This window comes from Acinetobacter sp. DL27, assembly GCF_055810995.1.
In genome coordinates, this window is record NZ_CM147947.1 from 117482 (window position 1) to 132034 (window position 14553).

A 14553-nucleotide genomic window follows, 5' to 3' on the forward strand; every position below is an offset into this window, starting at 1 on the left:
AAAGCCAACGTCATGTTGGCTTTTTTATTGGATGTATCAGTGGTTTAGGTGAGTGCAATGCCTTCTAAGTCATCCAACCCGATCATGTATTCATGCACTTGACCATATTCAGTTTCGGTTGGATTTGGATAGAACCAATTGACGATTTGTTCGGCAACACTGGCATGGGTGTGTAACTCAAAATGGTTTAAGCCGTAGAAAATGGCTTTATGTGAATCGGGAACTTTCAGTTGAAAGCGTGGGTTCATATGCTCGCCTAAGGCACTTTTCACACTGACCAAATAATCCCCAATCACATTGAGCGCGCGATATTTGCGATGTTCAAACTCAATGGTACCTGCCACCAAGAAGGTATTGATATGGGAGGGTAAAGGGGCTGGCTTACGATTGTCATCAACATGACCAATACGCGCTTCATTATGTTCCCAGTCATCATCCCGCACACTGCCATGACGTAAGTCTAAAATACCGTTGCTGCGAATGTTGACGATATGCCCAATAATTTTGACAAATGGGAAACGTCCCAGTTTGTCCTGCAAATGAAAGCCAAAACGTTCTAAAGCCGCACCATGATGGGGAGAACCAATACAGACCATGTTTTCCACCACATGAATCCAGCTTTGCATATTTTGTTTGCCGTAGAACAGCGCACTGCGCGAAACCAGTCCGCCCATACTGTGTCCAATCAGATCAATCGAGCTAATGCGTGGGTTGCGGTTGAGTAAGTCTTGTAGTGAGTTGGCAAAGCTACGCCCATTGGCTGAAATACGACGACCCGTGTTGTAGTTGAGATATAGCATAGTATTTTGTGCACGTTGCGCCAGCAGTTTTTCCCCTATACCGCCATAACGCGCCGTGCTCCAGTACAAATGGTTCATACATAGACCATGGACCATAATCACCACACGACCAGACAACTCGCCTTGCTGGATGGCACCGTAATGATCATAAAACACCATCGGTAGCGCCACAGGGTTATGATATTTCAGTAAATAGTCGCCCAAAACGCCGTTGATTGCACCAACTAAATAATGCATGGTTGGGGTTAAGGGTTTGCGATGCAAATTTGGAAATTTTTCAATGATATGACGCAAACTTGGCGCCAATAAATAGCTACCGTAGTTTTGCAGGGTATTGAAGGAAAATTGGTAAATTTTTTCAATCGACCGTGTCGACAGAAACTTCTTGGAACTGGTTTCATTCATCCCAAATAAACTGATTAAAATTTCACGCTGAATGGCCTGAATTAAATCGTGGACGACATCGCCTAAGCGGGTTGTCACCAACTGAGCAATCCCTTCAAGCAGGTCGGCTTGGCTGGGAGGAGTACGATCCCATTTACAATAGGTCTCGTGCAGAGGCGTTAAACTTGGCATTTTTTCTACCCTTGTGTTTCTGTGTCCAAAGGGACTTTATTTTTTTCAACGATCACGGTATAAATTCTTAGCACTCTAGCTTATCTAATTCATCTCGAACAACTTTTACAATAGCGATGAATACACAGATGACCTTATTTTTTTGTCTGACAATTTTTATATCCATACAAAATAATACAGTCGGCTGAAGCCATCTCTTTTGAGTTCAATAAAAATGATGTAGAAGAGTAAATGTACAGCATGAATATTATTTATTTACATGGCTTTCAAAGCAGTTCTTTATCGATTAAAGGTCAATTGCTGAAACACTATTGCGAATCTCGTCCACAGTGGCACGTGCATTTGCCAGACTTGAACATGCCGCCACATTTGGCCTTAGAAAAATTGGCCGCCTTGATTCAGGAGCTGGATCAGGTGGTACTGGTGGGCAGTAGTTTAGGTGGCTTTTATGCGACACAACTGGTCGCGAAGTTAGCAGTGCCGGCTGTGCTGATCAATCCAGCTATGCAACCATGGCATTTGTTCCGAGATCTATTTGGTGCGATGCAACTGCCCTATAAAGTCAATGAACATTGGACGCTCGATGATGCGCAATTGGACTATTTAGAACAGATTGAGCTGCCATTTGTGCAAGATGCAGACAAAATTTTAGTGTTATTGCAACAAGGCGATGAAGTTTTGGATTATCGTGAAGCACAGCGCTATTATAATGGCGCAGCGCTCGTGATATCGGAAACGCAAGGCAATCATGCGATGGAAGATTTCGCAGACAAAATACCGATGGCATTACAGTTTTTATCGGACTGCTTAAAATAAGGAAACAGTACAACGTGTCTCAATATACGGCTCAATCGCTTGAAGTATTATCTGGTTTAGATCCGGTACGTCGTCGTCCCGGCATGTATACCGATACCACACGCCCAAACCATTTGGCGCAAGAGGTTATTGATAATGCAGTCGATGAGGCACTGGCCGGTCATGCCAACAAAATTACCGTCACTGTTTATAAAGATGGTTCGCTTTCAGTCGAAGACAATGGTCGCGGTATGCCTGTCGATATTCACCCCGAATATGGTCAAAGCGGGATCGAGATCATCCTGACCAAACTGCATGCAGGTGGTAAATTCAGTACCGACAACTACCAGTTTTCAGGTGGTTTGCATGGCGTAGGCATTTCCGTGGTAAATGCCTTATCTAGCCGAGTCGAAGTAGAAGTTCAGCGTCAAGGCAACCTTTACCAAATGGCCTTTGAGCACGGTGAACCGACTGAGCCCTTGACGGTGCTAGAAGGCAAAGCTCCGAAGCGTGCCACAGGAACCACCGTTCACTTTTGGCCTGAAGCTAAATATTTTGATTCACCGAAATTTGCCCTGAAAGCGCTGAAGCACAACTTAAAAGCCAAAGCCGTTTTGGCGGCTGGTTTGCAAATCAATTATGTTGACCAAATCAATGACGAAAAAATTGTTTGGCAGTTTGAAAATGGCCTCGTCGATTATTTGATGGATGAAATTGAGGATCGTGAGATTCTGCCTCATCCAGCCTTTGTGGCAACAGGAGATGCTGAGCGTGCCAGTGCCGAATTTGCCATTTGTTGGAATGTCGATGGCGGCGAGTTGGTCCAAGAAAGCTATGTGAACTTGATTCCAACGGCGCAGGGCGGGACTCATGTGAATGGTCTACGCTCAGGTGTGACCGATGCGATGCGCGAGTTTTGTGAACTGCGTAATTTGCTGCCACGCAATATGAAGCTGTCGGCTGAAGATGTTTGGGATGGTGTGAACTATATTTTATCGTTGAAGTTCCAAGAGCCACAGTTTTCAGGCCAAACCAAAGAGCGTTTATCCAGCCGTGAAGCGTCAGGCATTGTTCAAAACATTGCTAAAGATGCTTTTGCACTGTGGTTGAACCAAAACTCCGATATTGCCATGCAGTTGGCGGAAATGGCGATCTCAAAAGCAGGTCGTCGTCTGAAAGCTGCGAAAAAGGTTGAACGTAAGAAAATTGTGGCGGGGCCGACTTTACCCGGCAAACTGTCAGACTGTGTTGGACATACCTTAGAAGAGTCTGAACTGTTCATTGTGGAAGGGGATTCTGCAGGTGGTTCAGCCAAGCAGGCACGTGATAAAAACTTCCAAGCGATCATGCCTATTCGTGGGAAAATCTTAAATACGTGGGAAGTCTCTTCCGATGAAGTCTTGGCTTCGCAAGAAGTGCATAACATTGCCATTGCGATCGGGGTCGATCCGGGGTCGGATGATTTATCCGAATTACGTTATGGCAAGATCTGTATCTTGGCCGATGCTGACTCGGATGGTCTACACATTGCGACGCTGCTGTGTGCTTTGTTTGTGAAACATTTTCCGATCTTGGTTGAAGAGGGACATCTGTATGTGGCGATGCCACCGCTGTATCGGATTGATGATGCAAAAGATGTGCACTATGCCTTGGACGATGACGAGCTTGAAAGCATGTTGAAAAAATGCAAAACCAAGAACCCGCAAATTACTCGATTTAAAGGTTTGGGTGAAATGAATGCCAGCCAACTGCGTGAAACCACGCTGGATCCAAACACACGCCGTTTGGTGCAGTTAGACTTGGATGACAGTCATTTTACCGCAGGTTTATTGGACAAATTACTGGCAAAAAAACGCTCCAGTGACCGTAAAGAATGGTTAGAGCAGAAAGGTAACTTGGCCGAGTTGGTGGTTTAATATATTGATAAGCCTGCGTAAAGTGGGCTTATCTATTATGATGACTAAAAACTAAATTGGCTTTAAGAGAATAAAAATGGAATATCAAGAAAAACATTTAGCGGAAAATATACGAAATGATATGGGCATGAATGAAGAAGAATTACAGGAAATGCGTGAAGCTGATGTGGATGATGAAACACTACATGCCTTAGGCTTAGCAGGGCGTGTCGAATGGAAAAAAAGAATTTTGTATTATGCCAATTTATTAAATTCTGAGATGAAAAAAATTTTAGACAATGAGTTAGCACTAGGTAATCGAATCAGTGATGCACATTGTGATTATCCTGAACAAGGCTCAATACACGTTACCCTTGCTGAAAAGTTTAAAGGAAATTATAAAGAACAAAATGTTAAATATACGAAAGGGAATGATCCACATTATTGGTTTGAAGATTACACATCACTAAATCAACCTAGGCATATGATTCTGCATTAAATGCATAAATTGTGTTATTTGAACACTTTTAATCTAAAAATAAAAAGCCCGTACATTGCGGGCTTTTTGTTGCGCAGATGAGCAATAAAATTGCGCCTAATCTGTGCACAATTTTCCAGATCAATCGACTGAATTAGGCGAAATGAATTGATTTGGAACACATGATGTATACAAGTTTGTATGCAGAAAAGTAGTCCTCTGAGCGAAAATCTACCTAAAATGCAGTGCATTTAAAAATTAATAAATAATTGATAAATATTGAAATAATTAAAAATTTGATAATGATTTTCACATCATAAAACCCTGCTTGGCATAGAAATTGAATTGGCACTCATAGCGCGAATAACAATCATGCATTGCAAAATGCACCCTAAGTTTCAAGTTTGGAGAAAATCAAGATGTTCCAACAAAAATTACTCACTAAAACATTCCTTGCAACTGCAATGATGGGGACTATTGCTTTGACAGGTTGTTCAAAACCTGCGGAGAAAGCGGAAACAGCAACGTCTGAGCCAACAGCGGCAGTGAGCAGCGGTGACACCATCAAAGTCGGAATTTTGCACTCGCTATCAGGCACCATGGCAATTTCTGAAACCTCACTCAAAGATACGGCCTTGATGACTATCAATGAAATTAATGCCAATGGTGGGGTGCTGGGTAAAAAATTAGAACCTGTAGTGGTCGACCCAGCATCTGATTGGCCTTTATTTGCTGAAAAAGCACGACAACTCATTACCCAAGATAAAGTCGCGGTGATTTTTGGTTCATGGACATCGGTATCACGTAAGTCTGTGTTACCTGTGGTAGAAGAGTTGAATGGTTTATTGTTCTATCCAGTGCAGTACGAGGGGCAGGAGCAGTCGAAAAATATTTTCTATACAGGAGCCGCACCGAACCAACAAGCGATTCCTGCGGTGGAATATTTGATGAGCGAAGAGGGCGGTAAAGCAGAGCGTTTTGTTCTACTCGGTACGGACTATGTCTACCCACGCACCACCAATAAAATTTTACGTGCGTTCTTGAAGTCCAAAGGTGTGGCCGATGCGGACATCATGGAAGAGTACACACCCTTCGGTCATAGTAACTATCAAACCATTGTCGGTAATGTGAAGAAATTTGCTGCGGGTAAGAAAACCGCGGTCATTTCAACCATCAATGGCGACTCCAACGTGCCGTTCTATCGTGAGCTGGGTAACCAAGGCATTAAAGCTTCGGATATTCCAGTCATGGCCTTCTCTGTGGGGGAAGAAGAACTCCGTGGTATTGATACCAAACCATTGGTTGGACATTTGGCTGCTTGGAACTATTTCATGTCGGTGAAAAACCCGACCAACACCGAATTTGTGAATAAAATGAAGCAGTATGCGGTGCAGTATAAGCTGCCGAATGCTGACAAAATCGTGACCAATGATCCGATGGAAGCCACTTATGTGGGCATTAATATGTGGAAACAAGCAGTTGAAAAAGCAGGCAGCACCGATGTTGATAAGGTTCGTGTTGCGATGGCAGGTCAAGAGTTCAAAGCACCATCAGGCTATACCTTAAAAATGGATGCTGAAAATCATCATCTACAAAAACCAGTGATGATTGGTGAAATTCGTGGTGATGGTCAGTTTGACGTGGTCTATAAAACACCAAATGTGATTAAGGCGGAACCTTGGAGTCCGTACATTCCTAAATAATTTTCTTAAGCGTTGAGCCTGCTGCGATCGCTGTGGGCTTTTCAGTAAGCACATCCCGATGTGAGATGTTTTAAGCAAGCTTAAGGAAGTCATATTATGAATCTTAAATTTTTTTGTGCCGCACTGCTGTGCGCAATGGCACAGCTCGTGAGTAGCAGTATTTGGGCTGAAGAGGCTCAACTTTCTGCTCAGACTCAAAGCGTATCAGTCTCGAATGATACGATTCAACGTTTTGTCAAAGCTGAGTTTGCTGAGCGCCGTGCCATGCTCAACCAATGGCCGGGGACGATTGAAGAATTTGATCGATTGGTGGCACTGATCGACAGTGATGAGCTGTATCGGGACAGTGTAGGCACGACGTATATCTTAAAAAATAATGAAAAATTATTGCGTTATCCTGATGAGCAAGTGATTGAAACTTGGCCAGCGGATTTGTCTCAGGTAACTTTGGTCAACACTTTACGTAAAGCTTTAAACTTTGGGCAGGCACAGGCCAAATTAAAATCTGAAGAATCTGCCCAACGTTTAGCAGCCATTGATATTTTAGAAAATAATCTGTCTGAACTGAATGTTGCGCAGATTAATCAGCTCTATCTGCATGAACAAAATAATAAAGTTAAACAGCGCTTGGCACAGCTTAAAGCACGCCTCGACTTTGAAAGTCCAGATGTTTTAGTCCAAATTCAGGCTGCTAAAGTCCTTACCGATTCCAATCGTCCCGAGGTGCTGGCACTGGTTGAGCAAGCTTTAACTCAATCAAATTTGAACCCAGAACTTAAAGCCGTGTTGGTGGATGCCAAAAGTCAGATTAAAACACGGATTCAGGTCAGTGAATGGGCAGGGCATGTGTTTTCAGGTTTCAGTACAGCCAGTATTTTACTGCTTGCGGCACTCGGTTTGGCCATCACTTATGGCCTGCTTGGTGTGATTAATATGGCACATGGCGAGTTGATTATGATCGGGGCTTATACCACCTATGTGGTGCAAAGCCTGTTTAAGACTTATTTAGGCAGTTATGTCGATTGGTATTTAATTGCAGCTATTCCTGCGGCCTTTGTGGTAAGTGCGCTGATTGGCATGTTGATTGAACGGACGGTAATTCGACCACTATATGGTCGTCAGCTTGAAACCTTGTTGGCCACTTTTGGGGTCAGTCTGATTTTGATGCAATTGGTACGGATGATTTTTGGCGCGCAAAATGTTGAAGTCTCGAATATTTCATGGTTATCGGGTGGGATAGCGCTGAGTCCAAGTTTAATGCTGCCGTATAACCGGATTGCCATTATTGTGTTTACGGTTGCGGTGCTACTGCTGTTGGTTTATTTGCTCAATAAAACTCGCTTTGGTCTGTTTGTTCGTGCAGTGACACAAAACCGTCAAATGGCACGTGCTGTCGGTATTCGCTCTAGCCGTATCGATATGTTGGCCTTTGGGCTAGGTTCTGGGCTGGCTGGTCTAGCAGGCTGTGCCTTAGCACAAGTGGGCAATGTTGGGCCTGATTTGGGTCAGAACTATATTATCGATGCTTTCTTGGTTGTTGTGGTAGGTGGTGTAGGGCAAGTTTGGGGAGCTGTGCTGGCGGCGCTTGGTTTAGGGATCAGCGGTACAGTCCTTGAAATTGGGATGGGGGCTGTTCTTGCAAAAATTATTCTACTGGTTCTTGTGATTTTGTTTATTCAAAAACGTCCACAAGGTTTGTTTGCCATCAAAGGCCGTTTTGTGGAGTAAGCGCATGAAAATCACTTCTTTATTTTCCGATAAACCTTATAGTGCGCTCACTATTGCGGTCTGCTTTGCGGTGATGTTGATCCTGCCTTGGTTACATTTACTACCCGTCGATTCAGCCTTTCATCTCTCTGCGTATTGGGTCACGCTGATTGGTAAAATCATGTGTTTGGCTCTGGTGGCTTTGGCACTAGACTTGGTTTGGGGTTATGCAGGCATTTTAAGCCTAGGCCATGGCTTGTACTTTGCCCTTGGTGGCTACGCGTTTGGTATGTATCTGATGCGTCAGACAGCGGGTGACAGCCTGCCTGACTTTATGCGGTTTTTAAGCTGGACTGAACTGCCGTGGTATTGGGTGGGTAGCAATCATTTCTTATGGGCTTTGGCTTTGGTGGTATTGGTGCCCGGTGTGGTGGCCTTCATCTTTGGTTTCTTTGCCTTTCGCTCGAAAATTAAAGGCGTGTATTTCTCGATTATTACGCAGGCCATGACATTTGCTGCGGCACTGTTATTTTTCCGCAATGAAACAGGTTTTGGCGGAAACAATGGATTTACTGGCTTTAAGACTATTTTAGGCATGGACATCACGTCTGCGCCCATGCGTGCCACCTTATGTTCTTTAACGGCTTTGGTGTTGATGCTTTGCTTTGTGGGGTTGCGTCATCTCATGAATAAACCCTACGGTCGTGTGCTGGGGGCGATTCGGGACAGTGAAAACCGCTTGCAGTACTTGGGCTATCGTACGCTGTGGTACAAGCTTTCTGCATGGGTACTGTCCGCAGTGATTGCAGGTATTGCAGGAGCATTGTATGTGCCCCAAGCAGGCATTATTAACCCGAGTGAAATGAACCCCGTTAATTCGATTGAAATGGCGGTGTGGGTAGCTGCGGGTGGGCGTGGGACTTTGATTGGCCCAATTTTAGGTGCAGGGTTAATTAATGGCGTGAAAACCTATTTCACCGTGGCTTATCCAGAAGCATGGTTATTGATCTTGGGTGCTATGTTTATTGTGGTCACCATTTTTTTACCCAAAGGTGTCATTGGTCTGTTTGACCGTTTTAAAAAGGAGCGTAGCGAATGAGTGAGCTAATACAACCTCATGGTGGCCATGCTTCAGACGGCTATGGACGTCCCAAAGAACAAGGCGCCGACTTCAGTCATGGGATTGCATTGTACTTGGAAAAAGTTAGTGTTTGGTTTGATGCTTTTCGTGCCTTAAATGATTTATCGCTATACATCCAAGAAGGGGAGCTACGTTGCATCATTGGGCCCAATGGGGCAGGTAAAACCACACTAATGGATGTGATTACGGGCAAAACCCGACCGACCGAAGGCTCCGCCTTTTTTGGGCAAAACTATGATTTGGCCAAGATGAGTACCGAGCAAATTGCGGAAGCAGGCATTGGCCGTAAATTTCAAAAACCAACGGTATTTGAAAACTTTACAGTGATGGAAAACTTACTGCTTGCTGCACCAAAAGATAAGCGGGTGAAGAAAAGCTTTTTTAGCAAACTTGACCCAGATGCACAGTTGGCTTTGGATGAGTCATTGGCGCAAATCCGCCTAGAAGAGTGGGTACATAAACCTGCGGGGCTGTTGTCACATGGACAAAAGCAATGGTTGGAAATCGGTATGTTGCTTATGCAACGTCCTAAGCTGATTCTACTCGATGAACCTGTGGCGGGTATGACCGATGCCGAAACGGAACGAACCGCTGAGCTATGTTTAGAGTTAAAGAAAAATCACACCTTGGTGGTGGTTGAACATGACATGAGCTTTATCGACACCATCAGTGAAAAAGTGACTGTACTGGCTCAAGGGGCGATCTTAGCCGAAGGTACATTGGCTGAGGTACAGGCCAATGAGGATGTGATTGAGAAATATTTAGGACGTTAAGGAGCCGACCATGTTAGAAGTCAAAGACGTCAATCAGTTTTACGGTGGCAGTCATATTTTAAGAGATGTTTCATTTCAAACACCTGTGGGAGAGTGCTCCGTGGTACTGGGGCGGAATGGCGTTGGGAAAACCACCTTACTGAAATGTTTAATGGGGATTTTACCGATCAAGTCCGGACAGATTTTACTTGATGGTCAGGACATCTCGAAAATGAGTCCCGAGCAACGCGTGCGTGCAGGTTTGGCTTATGTGCCGCAAGGGCGTGATATTTTTTCAACCTTAACTGTCGAAGAAAATATCCTGATTGGCATGGCCAAGTTTAAGGGGGCGAAAACTCGAAAAGTGCCTGAGCATTTGTATGAAATTTTCCCAATTTTAGATGAAATGAAGCACCGCCGAGGCGGAGATTTATCAGGGGGGCAGCAGCAGCAACTGGCGATTGCGCGTGCCCTAGCATCAGAGCCTCGGGTGTTAATTTTGGATGAGCCTACAGAAGGTATTCAACCTTCTATTATCAAAGACATTGGCCGAGTGATTCGTAAACTGGCGGATGGCGGCGACATGGCGGTGGTTTTGGTCGAGCAGTTTTATGATTTTGCCGAGGAGCTGGCCGATGCATATACCGTCATGGCCCGTGGACAAGTGATTGCGCAAGGGGTAGGCTGTGAAATGCCTGCAAAAGGTATTCGAGAATTGGTAGCGATTTAAGCTTTTTTATTATCCCCCTCTTCCAAAGGGAGAGGGGGATAATGATGAAAATATTGAATATTGTATCGCGATCTTAGTCTACTTTTAGAAATAAACCGTCTGCCGAAACATTGTGCCCAAAACCACAGCTCATGCTATTGGTTTCACTAACACGGATGGTGTGTCCCATTTTGGGATCGAAGGCGAACTTTAAATTAATTTTACAGTCATCGACCTGATATTGAACTTGAGTTCGATTGAGCGGCATGGTGGTTTCAAATTCGCCAATATTGGGTCCGTAGATGAGACTGCGTAGTCCCATATAAAGACCATTAAATTCAATTTGATATACATTCTTAAGCGGTTTTACCTCAATCTGATTCCACTGCCCAAAGCCTGCATACTGCACATATTTACCTGCCAGTGTTGCTGACTGCTTAGGGGGTGGCAGTTGCTTTAAATTAAATTGACTGGATTTAGACTCAGCATCACGCAAAAACCATGCTCTGGCCCAAAGTGGTTTCCCCAACTTGCTATAACTTAAACCGACATTGTTGTTGGCAATTTCGACATCACGTTCACTGAGGGATACACCACTTTCAGGTTGATTCATTAAACAAAAAGAAGACCACGTCGCCTGATACTGAAATTGCTCTAACGCTTTTTGATATTGCTTTTGATCATAAAATTTCTTACCAGAGTTGGCAGAGCTTTTGACTTTGGCACAACCTTGGCGAAGTTCTTGTTCAAAGGTGCCATCTGCTGAAGCGAGTGTGCTTACAGTCAAAAGTCCAATCAAGAATGGATACTTAAGCATGATTTGATCCCATTTTCGTTATGCTTTGAATAAAACATAGGGAGCTATTCGAAGTAAAGGGACAATCTTTAGGGGCTCGTAATTATTCAAGATAGAGAGATGATAGAAACTGAAAAATTACTCATACAAATTGTTTGAGCAGTGTGCTTTTAGACGCGTTAAGCTAATGGAAAGCAACAACAATAAGAGCAGCCATATGGACACATTATTATTAAGTATTCCGCCCAATGCTTTGGAAACGTTGATTTTAGAATCTATTTCTGTCGACGATGTGCTGAATTCGGAGCACATCGATTCGCATCTGCTTTTAGGTAAAAACTGGAAAATCTTACAGACCTTATTACAAGGCAGTTTTAAGTCCGGCACTTCTTTACTGGCTTTGAGTGTGCAAGCCGAGCATCACTTGGCAGAGCGCCAAAAACAACTTACAGAGGTACGTTATAACACCGCGGTTCGTGTGGTTGAAGTCCAAGAGGCTTTAGAAAAACTGGATATCGATGACTTTAAAAAACATATGCAAACCACCTGTTTGAAACGCTTAGAACAGGAACATGGCATCCAGACCGAATCGATTGAATTGCAATTTGCCGAGTTGAGTTTAGTCTTTGCTCAGCTCAGAAGCTTTTATGAACATGCGGCCAAGCATACCTATGCCGTGATTAGCGTCACCAGTGACAATTTAGTCCCGACCTCACTGATTTAACAACAGTTGCATTAACACCAGATCACGCCATTGCCCAAATTTCTGTCCGACTTGGGGCATATAGCCAGTTTGTACAAAGCCAAATTTTTCATGTAAAGCAATAGAAGCCAGATTGGCATGGTCAATCCCTGCAACCATGACATGCATTTGCTGCAATTTCGCCTGTTCAATCAAATATGCTAAAAGCTGCTGGCCTAAGCCCTGACGTGCATAGTTGGGTGAAATATAAATCGAGTGCTCAACGGTATAACGATAGCCTGAAAAATTACGGAAGGTGGCATAGTCTGCAAAACCTGCAATGGCTTGTGTTTCTTGGTCTTCCACCACGCAAAATGGGAACTGATTCTGTTGAAAGTGTAGTAGTTTCTTTTGGAAATGTGCTAAATCATAGGCATGTTCATTCCAAGTGGCCATGCCATGTAAGACTTCTGCATTATAAATATTTTGGATCTCAGGCAGATCGTGTTCAGTGGCTGGACGAATGAGAAAAGACATGAAGGCAAGGTTGTATGCGTTGGGGGGGGTATCATGCTGCTTTTGCATAAAAAAAAGCAAGACAGAAGTCTTGCTTTTGGATATTCACAAAAGTGAATTAGAAGTGGTATTTGATTAATGCACTTACGTCATTTTGGTCTAAACCTTTGATGGCGTATTTGTTGTTCCAAACTGAGTGCTCAACACCAACATAAAGACGTGTATCTGGAGAAATGTGTTTACCTACATTCCATTTCCATTGAGTTGTCCAGTTTAACTCACTTGCATGAGTTGCATTTTCACCTGTTGACCAGTCAAGGAAGCCGTCAATAAGAAAATCTTCTGAACCAAGTTTAACTGGGATACCGTAGGCAGCAGTCATTTGGTAGTCATCAGTAGTCCCTTTTTCATTGTCTGCTTTGTAGAAGTTAAGCTGAGCATATTGGAAATAAGGAATAGCAAGATCAAAACCAATACCATAGAGGTAGTTATTGAAGTCTGCACCTGGGTAGTTGGAGCTGTTCGCTTCCCATGTTCCTGCAATTAAAATATCTTTGATTGGACCAGCTTCTAATTTAGTCCCTGTCACTGCGCTTAAGCTTAAACGAGGAGAAAGCTCGAAATATGTGCTGTTTTCAAAGTCATTGTGAGCACGGTCAGCAAAGCCGAAAAAATCACCATATTTTAACTTAGCAGTATATTCTACAGTTGCAGTCGTTTGCTGGTTGTTGTCATCCATATTTACAGGATGAGCATAGTTTTCACCATATAAACCAGTGATGCTAAAGTCTTGCCAAATCGGCGCAGCTTGAGAAATTGCCGCAGCAGAAGATAATGCTACGAAAGCAGCAATTTGAGTCAGTTTCATGAATATTTCCCCAAAAAATCGGATACAGGATACCGATTATTAAGCAAAAATAAAGCCAAATTTGACGAACGTCATGGAAAATAGATATCAAAATGAGCCATTTTTTATCCTTTTTTTACCAAATGGTTTAATGTTGCCTTTCAGGCATGACACTTAATTTGATATGGACCTTCTTGGAAAAAATGTTAGGTGATTGAATAATAAATTTAGCAATATCGACATGATACAGCTTGGGAAAATCTTAGAATGGAACAGGGTTTGCACTTATTTGGGGATGTTTGCAAAGAATGAATGATCGATGTTTGGAGCCATTCCTGCCGTAATTGAAGTTGTCATAATCATTAGATTTTTTTGTTCATTCTAGCCAATGAAGTCACGTGAATAGTTAGAAGATGGAATCAAATCCATCTGTTTTTAGCCATGCAAGTAAGGGCTTGTCACAATAAGTATCCTTTTCATATTTTTTTAAAAATATCACTTGCATAATTTTCAGTTAGGCCCGATATTCAAAGGAGAAGGACACAGATCTGCAGACTCAAAAGTGTTCATCATTCAATCGATGGAGGTTATATTCCAAAGCAATTGAAGATGGTCGAATACTGTTAAAACAGTAAGTTACAAGTGTGCCAAGAGATAAAAATCTTCGTACAAAAAAAGAGTCGAATAAAGAAAGAGAGAGGATGTTATTTTATGAACATAGAAATCCGTACAGATAAAAACATTCAAAATAGTGACCGTTTAATTAGTTATATACGCGAAGAGCTGAATCAAGAATTTCAACGTCACAGTGAGCGCATTACCCACTTTTCAGTGCATCTAAGTGATGCCAATAGCCATAAAGGCGGAGATGACGACATTCAATGTATGATTGAAGCGCGTCCAGCAGGTTTAAAACCCGTGGTTGTAAATCATAAAGGTCATAATGTCGATACTGCGATTCATGGCGCGATTGATCGCCTTAAACGTAGTTTAGAACATACCTTTGAAAAAAATGATAAACCACGTGCTGGCCAACCTGTATATGCAGATCAGGATGATGGCCTAGTTGATGATGAGGAAGATTAAACCTCACCGAATTTAAAAAAAGCCCCTCAATCAGGGGCTTTTTTAATGCTGGGCACTCACTTTTATCCAA

Annotated in this window: 14 protein-coding genes and 1 pseudogene; 10 read left to right on the forward strand and 5 right to left on the reverse strand. The window is 43.1% G+C overall.

The genetic code is table 11. The features are described from left to right. Positions 1-44: 44 nt before the first annotated feature. Complete coding sequence (locus AC0KVP_RS00495) at positions 45-1376, reverse strand: PGAP1-like alpha/beta domain-containing protein (RefSeq protein WP_062031880.1); 1332 nt, start codon at positions 1374-1376, stop codon at positions 45-47. A 240-nt stretch (positions 1377-1616) separates the two neighbouring features. On the opposite strand from AC0KVP_RS00495, the gene AC0KVP_RS00500 reads away from it, so the two are divergent. The 8 genes from AC0KVP_RS00500 (at position 1617) to urtE (ending at position 10577) form a co-directional block, all read left to right on the forward strand. Continuing rightward, positions 1617-2192: a YqiA/YcfP family alpha/beta fold hydrolase gene (locus tag AC0KVP_RS00500; protein WP_473340365.1), complete on the forward strand. Its 576-nt coding sequence runs from the start codon at positions 1617-1619 to the stop codon at positions 2190-2192. Positions 2193-2206: 14 nt separating this feature from the next. Continuing rightward, complete coding sequence (parE, locus tag AC0KVP_RS00505) at positions 2207-4087, forward strand: DNA topoisomerase IV subunit B (protein ID WP_473338191.1); 1881 nt, start codon at positions 2207-2209, stop codon at positions 4085-4087. Positions 4088-4163: 76 nt separating this feature from the next. Next, on the forward strand, positions 4164-4565 hold the full coding sequence (locus tag AC0KVP_RS00510) for a hypothetical protein (RefSeq protein WP_473338193.1): 402 nt from the start codon (positions 4164-4166) through the stop codon (positions 4563-4565). A gap of 398 nt (positions 4566-4963) precedes the next feature. Continuing rightward, a complete protein-coding gene (gene urtA, locus AC0KVP_RS00515; protein WP_004691771.1) occupies positions 4964-6247 on the forward strand; it encodes an urea ABC transporter substrate-binding protein in 1284 nt (427 codons plus the stop codon). Between the two features lie 96 nt (positions 6248-6343). After that, positions 6344-7975, forward strand: a complete 1632-nt coding sequence (gene urtB / locus AC0KVP_RS00520) for an urea ABC transporter permease subunit UrtB (protein ID WP_473338197.1) — start codon at positions 6344-6346, stop codon at positions 7973-7975. Between the two features lie 4 nt (positions 7976-7979). After that, positions 7980-9053 carry an urea ABC transporter permease subunit UrtC gene (gene urtC, locus AC0KVP_RS00525; protein ID WP_473338201.1) on the forward strand — a complete coding sequence of 358 codons (1074 nt, stop codon included), beginning with the start codon at positions 7980-7982 and terminating at the stop codon, positions 9051-9053. After that, entirely contained in the window at positions 9050-9868 is an 819-nt protein-coding gene (gene urtD / locus AC0KVP_RS00530) for an urea ABC transporter ATP-binding protein UrtD (protein ID WP_087526658.1), read from the forward strand. The genes urtC and urtD overlap by 4 nt, the downstream gene beginning before the upstream one ends. Before the next feature lie 10 nt (positions 9869-9878). Then, entirely contained in the window at positions 9879-10577 is a 699-nt protein-coding gene (gene urtE, locus AC0KVP_RS00535; RefSeq protein ID WP_473338204.1) for an urea ABC transporter ATP-binding subunit UrtE, read from the forward strand. 73 nt (positions 10578-10650) lie between these two features. Here the strand turns inward: urtE and AC0KVP_RS00540 are convergent, their stop codons facing one another. After that, positions 10651-11373, reverse strand: a complete 723-nt coding sequence (locus AC0KVP_RS00540; protein WP_473338206.1) for a hypothetical protein — start codon at positions 11371-11373, stop codon at positions 10651-10653. A 196-nt stretch (positions 11374-11569) separates the two neighbouring features. On the opposite strand from AC0KVP_RS00540, the gene AC0KVP_RS00545 reads away from it, so the two are divergent. Beyond that, positions 11570-12076, forward strand: a complete 507-nt coding sequence (locus AC0KVP_RS00545) for a DUF1877 family protein (protein ID WP_473338210.1) — start codon at positions 11570-11572, stop codon at positions 12074-12076. Here the strand turns inward: AC0KVP_RS00545 and AC0KVP_RS00550 are convergent. The 3 genes and pseudogenes from AC0KVP_RS00550 to AC0KVP_RS00560 all read right to left on the reverse strand — a co-directional run. Beyond that, complete coding sequence (locus AC0KVP_RS00550; protein WP_473338212.1) at positions 12065-12619, reverse strand: GNAT family N-acetyltransferase; 555 nt, start codon at positions 12617-12619, stop codon at positions 12065-12067. The two genes, AC0KVP_RS00545 and AC0KVP_RS00550, sit on opposite strands and share 12 nt — an antisense overlap. 49 nt (positions 12620-12668) lie before the next feature. After that, entirely contained in the window at positions 12669-13418 is a 750-nt protein-coding gene (locus AC0KVP_RS00555) for an outer membrane protein OmpK (protein ID WP_004978320.1), read from the reverse strand. Between the two features lie 153 nt (positions 13419-13571). Continuing rightward, positions 13572-13778 (reverse strand): annotated as a pseudogene (locus tag AC0KVP_RS00560) (purine permease); the annotation flags it as partial. Positions 13779-14108: 330 nt separating this feature from the next. Here AC0KVP_RS00560 and AC0KVP_RS00565 point away from each other — a divergent pair. Beyond that, positions 14109-14483: an HPF/RaiA family ribosome-associated protein gene (locus tag AC0KVP_RS00565; RefSeq protein WP_004691760.1), complete on the forward strand. Its 375-nt coding sequence runs from the start codon at positions 14109-14111 to the stop codon at positions 14481-14483. Positions 14484-14553: the final 70 nt, after the last annotated feature.

Coding starts and splice junctions, on each gene's coding strand:
- AC0KVP_RS00495 (WP_062031880.1), bottom strand. CDS start 1,376: ATGCCAAGTTTAACGCCTCTGCACGAGACCTATTGTAAATGGGATCGT.
- AC0KVP_RS00500 (WP_473340365.1), top strand. CDS start 1,617: ATGAATATTATTTATTTACATGGCTTTCAAAGCAGTTCTTTATCGATT.
- AC0KVP_RS00510 (WP_473338193.1), top strand. CDS start 4,164: ATGGAATATCAAGAAAAACATTTAGCGGAAAATATACGAAATGATATG.
- urtA (WP_004691771.1), top strand. CDS start 4,964: ATGTTCCAACAAAAATTACTCACTAAAACATTCCTTGCAACTGCAATG.
- urtB (WP_473338197.1), top strand. CDS start 6,344: ATGAATCTTAAATTTTTTTGTGCCGCACTGCTGTGCGCAATGGCACAG.
- urtC (WP_473338201.1), top strand. CDS start 7,980: ATGAAAATCACTTCTTTATTTTCCGATAAACCTTATAGTGCGCTCACT.
- urtD (WP_087526658.1), top strand. CDS start 9,050: ATGAGTGAGCTAATACAACCTCATGGTGGCCATGCTTCAGACGGCTAT.
- urtE (WP_473338204.1), top strand. CDS start 9,879: ATGTTAGAAGTCAAAGACGTCAATCAGTTTTACGGTGGCAGTCATATT.
- AC0KVP_RS00540 (WP_473338206.1), bottom strand. CDS start 11,373: ATGCTTAAGTATCCATTCTTGATTGGACTTTTGACTGTAAGCACACTC.
- AC0KVP_RS00545 (WP_473338210.1), top strand. CDS start 11,570: ATGGACACATTATTATTAAGTATTCCGCCCAATGCTTTGGAAACGTTG.
- AC0KVP_RS00550 (WP_473338212.1), bottom strand. CDS start 12,619: ATGCAAAAGCAGCATGATACCCCCCCCAACGCATACAACCTTGCCTTC.
- AC0KVP_RS00555 (WP_004978320.1), bottom strand. CDS start 13,418: ATGAAACTGACTCAAATTGCTGCTTTCGTAGCATTATCTTCTGCTGCG.
- AC0KVP_RS00565 (WP_004691760.1), top strand. CDS start 14,109: ATGAACATAGAAATCCGTACAGATAAAAACATTCAAAATAGTGACCGT.